This is a genomic window from Streptomyces sp. NPDC006326 (assembly GCF_040612915.1).
Taxonomy (GTDB): domain Bacteria; phylum Actinomycetota; class Actinomycetes; order Streptomycetales; family Streptomycetaceae; genus Streptomyces.
The window spans coordinates 171976-181533 of sequence record NZ_JBEXRC010000009.1; the positions used below are offsets into that span (position 1 = coordinate 171976).

General features: G+C 68.4%; 10 protein-coding genes and 1 pseudogene. 3 read left to right on the forward strand and 8 right to left on the reverse strand.

Annotated elements, in window-relative coordinates; genetic code table 11:
* Window positions 1-440 precede the first annotated feature (440 nt).
* Both ABZ128_RS10465 and ABZ128_RS10470 read right to left on the reverse strand, forming a co-directional pair.
* Window positions 441-1574, reverse strand: coding sequence for a methyltransferase domain-containing protein (locus ABZ128_RS10465; RefSeq protein ID WP_356847404.1), 1134 nt, complete (start codon window positions 1572-1574; stop codon window positions 441-443).
* Window positions 1571-1987, reverse strand: a complete 417-nt coding sequence (locus ABZ128_RS10470; RefSeq protein ID WP_356847406.1) for a DUF6624 domain-containing protein — start codon at window positions 1985-1987, stop codon at window positions 1571-1573. The genes ABZ128_RS10465 and ABZ128_RS10470 overlap by 4 nt, the downstream gene beginning before the upstream one ends.
* A 433-nt stretch (window positions 1988-2420) precedes the next feature.
* Here ABZ128_RS10470 and ABZ128_RS10475 point away from each other — a divergent pair, with 433 nt between their 5' ends.
* Window positions 2421-3149 (forward strand): SMI1/KNR4 family protein, encoded by a 729-nt coding sequence (locus tag ABZ128_RS10475; RefSeq protein WP_356847407.1) that lies wholly within the window; start codon window positions 2421-2423, stop codon window positions 3147-3149.
* A 95-nt stretch (window positions 3150-3244) separates the two neighbouring features.
* Here ABZ128_RS10475 and ABZ128_RS10480 read toward each other — a convergent pair whose 3' ends face one another.
* Window positions 3245-3628: a barstar family protein gene (locus ABZ128_RS10480; protein ID WP_356847409.1), complete on the reverse strand. Its 384-nt coding sequence runs from the start codon at window positions 3626-3628 to the stop codon at window positions 3245-3247.
* 338 nt (window positions 3629-3966) lie between these two features.
* Here ABZ128_RS10480 and ABZ128_RS10485 point away from each other — a divergent pair, with 338 nt between their 5' ends.
* Window positions 3967-4401, forward strand: a complete 435-nt coding sequence (locus ABZ128_RS10485; RefSeq protein ID WP_356847410.1) for a hypothetical protein — start codon at window positions 3967-3969, stop codon at window positions 4399-4401.
* A 37-nt stretch (window positions 4402-4438) separates the two neighbouring features.
* Here ABZ128_RS10485 and ABZ128_RS10490 read toward each other — a convergent pair whose 3' ends face one another.
* Entirely contained in the window at window positions 4439-6592 is a 2154-nt protein-coding gene (locus tag ABZ128_RS10490; RefSeq protein ID WP_356847411.1) for a HEAT repeat domain-containing protein, read from the reverse strand.
* Window positions 6593-6969: 377 nt separating this feature from the next.
* Between ABZ128_RS10490 and ABZ128_RS10495 the strand changes: the two genes are divergently transcribed.
* Window positions 6970-7572 (forward strand): hypothetical protein, encoded by a 603-nt coding sequence (locus tag ABZ128_RS10495; protein ID WP_356847413.1) that lies wholly within the window; start codon window positions 6970-6972, stop codon window positions 7570-7572.
* A 322-nt stretch (window positions 7573-7894) separates the two neighbouring features.
* On the opposite strand, the gene ABZ128_RS10500 is transcribed toward ABZ128_RS10495, so the two are convergent.
* The 4 genes and pseudogenes from ABZ128_RS10500 to ABZ128_RS10515 all read right to left on the reverse strand — a co-directional run.
* Entirely contained in the window at window positions 7895-8248 is a 354-nt protein-coding gene (locus tag ABZ128_RS10500) for a hypothetical protein (protein ID WP_356847415.1), read from the reverse strand.
* 268 nt (window positions 8249-8516) lie between these two features.
* Complete coding sequence (locus ABZ128_RS10505) at window positions 8517-8840, reverse strand: hypothetical protein (RefSeq protein WP_356847417.1); 324 nt, start codon at window positions 8838-8840, stop codon at window positions 8517-8519.
* Window positions 8837-9181 (reverse strand): hypothetical protein, encoded by a 345-nt coding sequence (locus ABZ128_RS10510; protein ID WP_356847419.1) that lies wholly within the window; start codon window positions 9179-9181, stop codon window positions 8837-8839. Before ABZ128_RS10510 ends, ABZ128_RS10505 begins: the two co-directional genes overlap by 4 nt.
* A 16-nt stretch (window positions 9182-9197) precedes the next feature.
* A pseudogene (locus tag ABZ128_RS10515) lies at window positions 9198-9558 on the reverse strand (hypothetical protein); the annotation flags it as partial.

A 9558-nucleotide genomic window follows, 5' to 3' on the forward strand; every position in this document is an offset into this window, starting at 1 on the left:
GGGGCTCCTGAGGCGCCTTGAGCGCTGACCGTGCAGCATCCGGAAACTGCACAAGTACCGTGCTGTTGCACTATGTTGGCGCCATTTCGTCATAGAAAGCATGCACGGTTCCTTGTGACCGGCAGAGGTGTAACGACGCGTAGGTCATCCCCGCGGGGAGCGGGAAGCAACGGCATGGTGAGCATGCACGGGGTTCATCCCCGACGAGCAGGGAACGGTGAGCTGCTTGGAACGGCGAAGCAGCTGGACACGGGAGGAGGCTACCCTCCGGAAGCCCGCACCTGCGCTGCAAACCCGTTCATCCATGGGCTGCCCTGCCTTGGGCTGGCACGTGCGTCGCACAGGTCGCAGGGTTCCTTCGTCCGCGCTACGAGAGCCGAGGTAGCTCTCGCCGGCTCCCCTACGAGGGAGCCCCCAATTCGAAGCCTGGCGAAGCAGCATCAGCTAGCCGGGGCCCACGCCCGGACCATGAGGGTCCCGAGGTCCGCTGGGTTGGGCGCGGGAAGTACCGCCGCCTCTACCCGCTCGAAGCCAGCCGCCAGGAGGAGGCTGGTCCACTTCCGGGGTGTGTAGGACCAGCGGCGGACTTCGATCGGCCGCCCGCGCAGCGCCCCCGGGTACATGCCCTGCGGGCCGTAGCAGCCGGGCACGGCGGGTGCGTGGCTGAACGCGAGCAGGCCGCCGGGGTTGAGACGGGCAAGGATCAGCGGCAGGAGATGGCGCGGGTTGCTGAACCAGACGGCGCCGAACCGCGACAGGGCGACGTCCCAACAGCGCTCGGTGCCGGAGAGGAACGAGGTGATGTCGGTGTTGTGGAAGTCGGCGGGAAGACCGCTGCACCGGGCCCGGGCGGCGTCGATGTGAGCCGGGGCGAGGTCGACGCCGGTGACAGGGATCCCGCGGCGAGCGTAGTACGCCAGCTCGATCGCGGATCCGCAGCCGAGTTCGAGGATGCTTCCGGGAGTGCCGAGATGCTCCGGGCCGGGCCCGTGGCCCTCGTACTGGGTCCAGCCGCGCCACCGGGTGTCGTCGGGCCAGTCGATCACGCCCCAGCCGGTGGCGTAGTGGTCCCAGTACCCCTGCGTGCTGCCGGTGTCGCGGGTAGGAATGCGGCCGCTGGTCAGGGCGTCCAGTATGACGGCCCGAACTCCTTCGGGCTTGAGGTTGAGGTCAGCGACGTGCCCGGCGGTGAGTGGGACCTCCTCCAAGTGGTATTCGCCCCGCCCGGGTTCGGTGAATTCGGGCCCGGTGCGGTCGGCCCATGACCATACGGCGATGCTGGCGGTGTAGATGTCCTGCCGTTCGCCGTTCTCCTGGTGGGTATGCAAATGGCGGAGGCCGGTGGCTTCCCCGGCGATCTCCTCACGGATCTCCCGCAACAGGGCCGCCTCGGGCCCGTCGTCACCAGGCTCGACCTTGCCGCCGGGCAGTACGTGATACGGCGCAACGCCGGGTTTCACGCGGCGAATGACGAGCAGGCCGGCGCTTGGGGTGACGAGGACGGCCCGCACCCGGTCCGGTCCCGCCGACCATTCCCCGTGCCCCAGGGCAGGCGCGTCGACGTTGCCAATCACTTATTCCCTCCAGAGGGGTAGAGCGCTCGGATCCTGGCGTCGTTATCGGCGGCGGGTTCGAGACCCATGGCAGTACGCCGGTCGTCCAGGTGGGCGAGCTCGATCGTGGGAAGGCGGGCGAGGACGCCGGTGTCATCAGGCTCGTACTGCGTGCCGTACACCTGCGGCTCGCCCCTGGCGGTGCGGACGCGGTCGGTGAGATAGGCGAGGTGGCGGCCAGGAACGTCCCCGGCCGCGTGGGCAGCGGTGATCAGGTCGAGGGCGCGGGCCTGGAAGCCGGGGTCACCGTCTGCGTGCTGGGCTAGCAGCCAGGCGGCGTCGGAACCTTCCTCGCCTACGAGGGCGATCCCGGGCCACCCGTGCTCGGCGACCACTCCCGCAAGCCATTTGGTGTTGTCGGCGTCGGTACGCACCAGAGCATCACCATCGGTCGTGCTCCGCGTTTCCTGCCAGCGCTTTCGGGCTTCCTGGTCGCAGGTTGCACGGTGGGCGAGCTCGGCGGCCAAAGCGGGGTGTAAACCACTGGGCGAGAGAATGGCCAAGCGAGTGCTCCTCAAGGCTGGGCATGTCAGGGCGGAGACCGGGCGAACACGGTTGTAGGGGGTCGGTGACGTCCACCTCTGACGAGGTATGCGGACGGCAGAAGCGCGCGTGACCCCTTGGCGGGATGACTGAGCGGTGTAAGTCGAGGATGCGTCGGCAGGCCGTCCTCAGGGTGACCGAAGCGACCATGGCGGACAAGACGGCGTCCTGAGTGGCGACCCCGTGACTTCGTCGCGTGAGGTGGAAAGGCCGGCGTGTCGAGGTGTGGATGGGCCACGTGAGCGGGACGGATATCGTCCTGGCATGACACAAGAGTTCGATCTTTCTGCGTCTCTTGCCAGAGGCGTCGAAAGCCGTAGTGGTGCGTGGGGCTTCATCCAGGGCTTCGCTGCCCACTGGGCTGATGCACTGGAGAACGGTGATGGGTGGGCAGAGGCCGATCTCATGGCTGCCGAGGAGAGACTGGGAATCCGGCTGCCGGCGGCGTTGCGCGAGGCGTATCTCTTGTTCGGGCGCCGACGGGATCTCACGAGCAACCACGATGTGCTGCTCGGCCCGGCCGAGCTGTATATGGATGACAGCAACCAGGCCCTGGTCTTCCGTCACGAGAACCAGGGAGCCGCGTCCTGGGGCATCCTCCTGGACAGCCTGCAGGAGGACGACCCTGCGGTGTTCATGCGAGCTGACCTTGCCGACAAGAGCGCCGAGCGGTGGGAGCAGTGGCTGGAGCGCCTTTCCCTCTGCTTCGTGGAGATCGTATTGTCTGAGTCTCTGCAGGCCGATGAAGAGCTATGCGACTTCCTCGACCCGGACGACACCAGCATCGAGCTGCTGGAGGAGAACGCCCTCCGGCTGCCCTTCCCCGCGTATCCCATCGGCGAGGAGGAACACGCCATCCGGTGGTTCCTGGGCCAGGACGTCCTTCTGCGCGACGACGACGGTATGGCCGTTCTGGCCCGCGGCCGGACGGCAGAAGACCTCGACCGCGTTCGCGACCTGATCCCGGGTGACTGGCTCAACGACTATCGCTGACCACATCCCAGGCTTCGGCCGGCCGAGTCGCCCGGGCCGGAGTCAGCCAGGACTGTTGTTTGGTGCGGGCGCGGGGTGGTAACCAGTCGGCCTGGCTAACGAAGGCGTAGGCCGCCCGGAAGTTCCTCTTCAATGATCTCGACCAGCCAGTCAAAGGCGGTCGGGCCACGGCCGGCGCGGGCTTCCGCGAGCCTGGCGGTCATGCGTTCCTTGTTCGTCGGATGACAGCGGGCGAGCCACATTTGGAGCTGCCGGGCAGTCTCGGGGTGCCCGAGATGCTGGCGGGAGGCCTCGTGGTCACGCCATTCGATCACGAAGTCGCCATCGTCCGGAGTCCCGAAGCCGCCGCGGAGGCAGTCAGCGAATGCGTCGAGGTTCCGGCCGAAGTATCCGCCGCACCCGATGCTCTCGCCGGCGACCCGCCAGAAGTCCTCCAGGGTCCTGACCTGGCTGCCGTCCAGTACGTATCTCACTGTCACAGCCCGCAGAGTACGTCCAGCCTGGTGGCTTGCCTATTCGTTTTTGAACCGTGCTGTTCAGGCAGCACCTCGCACGGCTTCGCCGGAACATGTGCGCTTGGAGAAGGACTCCGTAGAGGCGACGGCGACGCTGTTTTTCTCCTCTCGTCCGGTCAGGGCCTGGAAGAAGCTCGGCACCGCGGCGGTCGAGTCGCTAGCTGGCCATCGACACCCCGCGTCTCCCTCGTGCCGCGGACTGGATCCGCCTACAGCTCGACTTTTGTCCGCGGACAAAAGTCGGGGCGGCGATGTCCGAGGGGATGGCACCCTATGCGGCATGCAGACAACGCCAAGGGCCCATGCCGCGTAGGCGGCCGGGCGAGCTCAGGGCCGGTTATCCCCGGCAGCGCCGCACCCAGGGCGCGCAGCCGTCCATCGACGGTATGTCCGCGCATGCGGTACGGGACGTGGTCCGCCTCGAAGACACGAGGAACTACCTGGAGCCAGGGGATGTGATCCTGGCCCTCGACCGCTGGCAGCAGTTCGTTCGCAGCTCCGAGGGCCGGCAGTGGGACGAGTGCGAGTGGGACGACGTGCACTGGTATTGCTGCGGCAACCCGCTGGAGGGCCGCGTTCTCCTCGACAAGGTGATGCACGCCCTGCCGCCCAGAAGTGCCCGCGAACTCCGCGCCCTCGTATCCCGGTACGACAGGCTCGCGAGCGCCCCCGCTCTCGCAGCGCCGACCTCACTTGAGGTGCGGTCGTACCGTGCGGGTCTCTTCAGTGGTGCCTGACTTTTGTCCGCGGACAAAAGTCAGGCACCACTGGAAGTCAGTCAGTGGGGTGGTCGGTGGCCGCCGCGAGGAGGGCGCGAGCTCGGGTGCGGAAGGCTTCGTCCCGGCTGATGATCTGAGTTTCCAGTCCTGAGCGGATGACCCGTGCGTCACCCTCGGCCAGTACTGCCAGCCGCTGCACCTGGGCGGCGGACAGTGCGGCTGGGCCAAGGGCTCCCAGGGCGTCGCACGCTCCCATGGGGTCGGCTTCCTCCTCGGCTGCGTCGAGGACGGCGGTAGCGAGCGAGGTCCGGTCCAGGGTGCCGGTTCCTGCCACGGCGACCAGGGCTGTGGCCGCTGCCGGGACCGCGACCGGGTGGGTGAAGGCGGATTCCAGGTGTGAGGTCAAGGACCTTCCGGCCGGCCCCAGGAGTGCCGTTGCCTGGGCCGCCCGTGCAACGGACCACTGGGACCAGGGGTTCTGAGCTGCCCGGGCGAAGACCGAGTCGAGGATCGGGGCCACCGTGTCGGCGTCCTGGGTGATGTGCCACAGCGCCGCGGCGAGTGCGGTGTCGGCGTCGAGGGCCGGGGTGGTCGTGTCGCCGTCCGGTTCCGTGAGCGCTGCGCGGAGTACCGGAATCAGGTTTACGGCCTGGGCGCCGAGGGTGGCTGCGATCGCTGCTGCCTGCGTGCGTTGGTGGAGGGGGCCTTCGAGCGTCTGCGCAAGGCAGCGCAGTAGGTGCTGCTCCTCGCCGGTCAGGTCGTACAGGGCCTTGGCCGCCGGGAGCGATCCGTTCTCCGCGGCGGCCCTCAGCTCCCGTGCCGCCTCCCTACGCTCGTCGGTTCCGCAGTCGGCCGCGATGGCGGTGATGGCGCGGGCGGTCTGGTCCGGATGGTGAGGGAGCGCTGCGTAGAGCTGCGGCAGCGCCGCGGCCGCCCGCCCACCCCAGCCCATGACGAGGGCCGTCAGCTGCCATGGCTCGTTGCCGTGCAGCGCTTCGGGGTGGGAGAGGCGGTGTCGTACGGCGTCGAGGAGGTCGTCGTCGTACGGGAAGGCGGCATCGGCCGGCGCACGAAATCCGGCGGCGGCGTCGAGCGCGCGGGGGCGCCGCTCCAGCGCGCGGGCCAGGAGCGGGGCGGCCTCCTCAGGGGCGATCAGCACGAGCGCGGCGAGGGCGCGGTCCGCGTAGTCGTCTTCCTGCCCGGGATTGCGGCCGGCAAGCGGCGCTAGTACCGGAGCGGCCTGCGCGGCGACCGTCCCGAGATGACCCAGGAGCGAGGCCACCGAAACCACGGCCTCCTCGTCGACAGCCGTGGCGACCAACGCGGGCAGCAGCCGCTCGGGGGCGCTGCGGGACAGCATGCAGGCACGTTCGGCCGCCCACAGCCCCTCGGAACGGACCTCGGTCCGGTCGTCCCGCAGCGCAGAGTCGACCAGCGCGAACACGGCCTCCCGGTCCGCATCACCGCCGCGGCCGAGCAGCGTCTCGGTGACGGCGGCGAGCGGTTCGTTGCGCTCCGGGTCGAAGCGGTCCGCGACCAGCGGGTCGGCCGGAAGGAGGGACAACATGGTGCGGGTATGTATGCCCGTCCATGGCACGTCCGCGTCCAGGCAGGCGAGAACCGCGGCCAGCCGCACCTGGGCCGGCTCGGCCGGGTCCAAGACGGAAGTCGCGATGGCCGCGCCCAGCGACCGGTAGAGACGGGATATCCCGGCGAGCACTTCTGCACGTACCAGAGCATCGGACTCCTGACCCCAGCGTGCGCGCAGTGCAGGGAGCACCGCCTCTGCCGTGCGCGTGTGTGACAGCGCCCAACCGGCAGCCTGCCGCACCGCCGGATGCGGGTCGTCGAGCAGCGGCAGCAACTGCGGGAGCTGCTCGGCTGCGGCCGCCCGTACCGTGCCCGGTGGCACGCCGTACTCGTCGTCGCTCTCGGCCATGCCGCCGAGCAGTGCCAGGACATCCACCTTCCGGTGGCCGGCAGCCGCGATCCGTGCCAGGAAGGGGATGACCTCCGCGGTGGCGGAGTAGACGGTCCCTTGGTGGAGCACGCTCCCGTACAACTCCGACAGGGCCTCATCAGCCGCCGCCTCGTCGGCTCCGGCCAGAGCCCGCAGCAGGTCGGGGAGATCTTCGGCGCTGCCGTAGGCGTGGGAAAGACGTGACCAGGGGCGACCGTCGAGGCCGTCGAGTGCGCGTGCGAGTGCCATGCGGTGCATCGTGCCAGGCAGGTCCGACACCACAGGCCTGTGGGACTTGCGGAGGGTCCGGTCCGGCGTCCGTACCGCTCGGACTGGGACGGCCCCCGAGATCTCGGTACTCGCGCCGACTTTTGTCCGCGGACAAAAGTCGGGCCCCTCGGGGGGCTATCAGAGCTGGCTTGCAGGGTGGCCTCGGCCCCAGGTCGTCGGCGGCAGAACCCGACCGTCGATCGCCGTCGACTGACGCAGCGCGACCAGGCCGATCTGCTTCACGGACACCCATCGATGTACGGCACAGTCCTGGAATTGTGGGGTTCCGCTTCGATCTCGCAGGGCCGCCGGATCTCGGTCGACCGAGGCGCGACGCGGCTGGCAGGGTGTCGATCATGAGTTCCAAGCCTGCGCACCCCGCACCGGTCCGCCACCACGACCACGGCACGTGGCTCGTGCAGTTCACGGACTGGATGTTCGTGGTCTGCCCGCGGTGCGGGGGCCGCGCGAGCGTCGTGCCCTTGCCGCGTCTGGCGAAGCCGAAGTACTTCAGTGCCCTGCTCTTTCAGCCCCGGCGCCTGACATGTGGCGGCTGCGGCGCGGTCGCCGAGTGGACGGCCGAGGAACGGGATGCCGGCCTGGTCGGCGCCGTGCCGGGCGGCACAGAAGACCCCTTCTTCCGGCGTCCGCTCTGGCTGCAGACCCGCTGCGCGGGACGGATCCTGTGGGCCTACAACGAGGAACACATCGAAGCACTTGCCGCGTACGTGGGCGCCCAGCTGCGCGAGCGGTACACCTCCCCGACGAGGTCGATGTTCGCCCGGCTTCCGGCCTGGATGAAGTCCTCGGATCGGCGTGAGGAGGTGCTTGCCGGCCTCACCACCCTCGGAAAGCTTGCCCGGCTCTCCGCCCCCGCCGACCGCTCCGACGCGGCGTACGAACGCGGCGACCGCCCGCGCCACCACGGCAGTGTGCTCTTCCGCGGCGGCCCGTACTAGAGCCTGTCCGGCGGGGACTTGCCAGCAGGACCGGTCTGCGCCCCTGAGCGGTCTCTCCGACCGTCGCGGTTTGCGCGGGTGCCCGGCCATGACTGCACGGCACCGCCATACTCGGAGCGGGCCAGAGAGGGTAGGTGCCCGTCTCGACGGCGGTATCCCGCCGCGCCGGGAGGGCGAGTCCCTTGAGCAGGCGCACACCCAGATCGTGGAGCTTTGGGACCAGCTCAGCGAGATGCGCCGCATCATGCGACGGAGCATCGGCGTCCCCGCCCACGGGCAGACAGATCAGTAGCGTGTCCTCCCACCCGGGGCGTTCGAGCATCTATGAGCGCAGCATCCGTAGCGCGTCAGCCAAGGTCACGGGGCCATCGCTCCAGGAGCAGACCTCCAGCCAAGACAAATACCCGTTCCGAGCGAACGCCAGGACCTCACCGATGCAGTGCTCAGCCGTGTCGTAGAGCTGGACCTCGGCCGCCACCACGGTGCCGGCCGGGAGCGGCGCCGCCGTCACGGTGTCCGTGTCCAGGTCGAAGTCCGTCGTACCGCAGCCGCATGAACAGCGTCCAGCCATCCGTAGGTGCGGTACTTGTCGGCGGAGCGCGAGGTGAGTCGCGTCCTCCGTGCCGAGAAGCACGTCGAGCGCGTCGGCAACATCGGAGGGCAACCCAAGCGTCATGCCCGCACCGTATCTGGCCTCCGGTGTCCGTCTCAGACCTTTCAGGTGTGGGGCCGTTGACCTGTGGGGTGACAGGTTGCATCGCGACTTACTGGTGGGATGGCGGGGCGTGTCGCGGAAGCCCCGTGGGCTGTGCCGCTGGCGTGTCTCATGGATCATGGCGAGGGTGATGCCGCTGACCAGGGCCTTGTCAGTATGGCGAGACGCTTGATGCCCGGTTTCGCACTGAAGATGGCTGTTCCCGATCAGAGGACGCGGCAGTATGCGTTCAGGAAGGATGTCGCCGCTGACGATCCTGGAGCTGCCGACGGGCGGTCGACCAAACGACCTCGAACTCATTGGCCGACAACCGCTGCGGGTCGTGCCCCTCCCACTCAGAGATGGGCAGCTCGGCGGTCAGACCATAGACGCTCTCGTATTCGGCCAACCGACCGTCTCTCTGGGCTTCTTGCCACTCGACCAGTGAGGCAGCGGCCAATGCCTTGTTTCCGGGCTCCTGCAACTCGACTTGCCGGATCACGTGCCCATCGGTGTCCAGCTCGAAGTAGAACCAGACGGCTTCCTCGCCCCAGTAACAGCGAACCCAGGTCACTGGTTCACCGTGTCGAAGGGCTCGTCGTGCCAGCGCCAGCCGGCGGTTCCGTCGTCGTGGATGTGCAGCATGAACTCCGCGACCGGGCTGCCGTCGGGGAACGTCATGGTGAGCGCATTGCGGATCTGGGTGTAGCAGGCGTCGGCCTGCTCCCAGTCCTCCTCGTCGACAGCTCGCTCTTGCTCACGGAAGAGAAGGCGGAACTGTTCAAAGCCAGGGAGCGTCTCGACTTCGGCGTGAATCCAGGGCATGTCGGCGCCGGTAACCGTCAGCCGGGCGATCTCCTGGTCACCGTGGTGGAGCCGCCAGTTGCTGCCGGTGGTCAGGTTCGGGTCGGTCATGTCCCCATGATGGCGATCACCACTGACAGGCGGGGAGCAGGGTCACGGCACCTTCTCGATCATGCGTGACCACCTCACGTAGTGGAGGCTGGTGGGGTGCGACGTTGAGTCGCTGCGCCGCTTCAGTAAGCAATTGAGGATGGGCTTGCCAGTATGCCGAGGTGACCAGGCCGGTGAGGACCACGGCTTCCGGGTAGGTGGCCAGCTCGATCCGGACTTCGGAGGGACGACGAGGATCACCGAACGGGTCCTCGCCCAACACGTCGAGTCGCCCGTTCCAGCGCTGCCGCAGTGACTCACCGCTGCTCTCTGGCATGCGCGCCGTCGGGCGCGGAGCCGACTTTTGTCCGCGGACAAAAGTCGAGGGCTGCACCGCG

What these genes read in the sequence shown, in the direction of transcription:
- ABZ128_RS10475 (WP_356847407.1), top strand. Translation starts at nt 2,421, where the DNA reads ATGACACAAGAGTTCGATCTTTCTGCGTCTCTTGCCAGAGGCGTCGAA.
- ABZ128_RS10485 (WP_356847410.1), top strand. Translation starts at nt 3,967, where the DNA reads ATGCCGCGTAGGCGGCCGGGCGAGCTCAGGGCCGGTTATCCCCGGCAG.
- ABZ128_RS10490 (WP_356847411.1), bottom strand. Translation starts at nt 6,592, where the DNA reads ATGGCACTCGCACGCGCACTCGACGGCCTCGACGGTCGCCCCTGGTCA.
- ABZ128_RS10495 (WP_356847413.1), top strand. Translation starts at nt 6,970, where the DNA reads ATGAGTTCCAAGCCTGCGCACCCCGCACCGGTCCGCCACCACGACCAC.
- ABZ128_RS10500 (WP_356847415.1), bottom strand. Translation starts at nt 8,248, where the DNA reads ATGACGCTTGGGTTGCCCTCCGATGTTGCCGACGCGCTCGACGTGCTT.
- ABZ128_RS10510 (WP_356847419.1), bottom strand. Translation starts at nt 9,181, where the DNA reads ATGACCGACCCGAACCTGACCACCGGCAGCAACTGGCGGCTCCACCAC.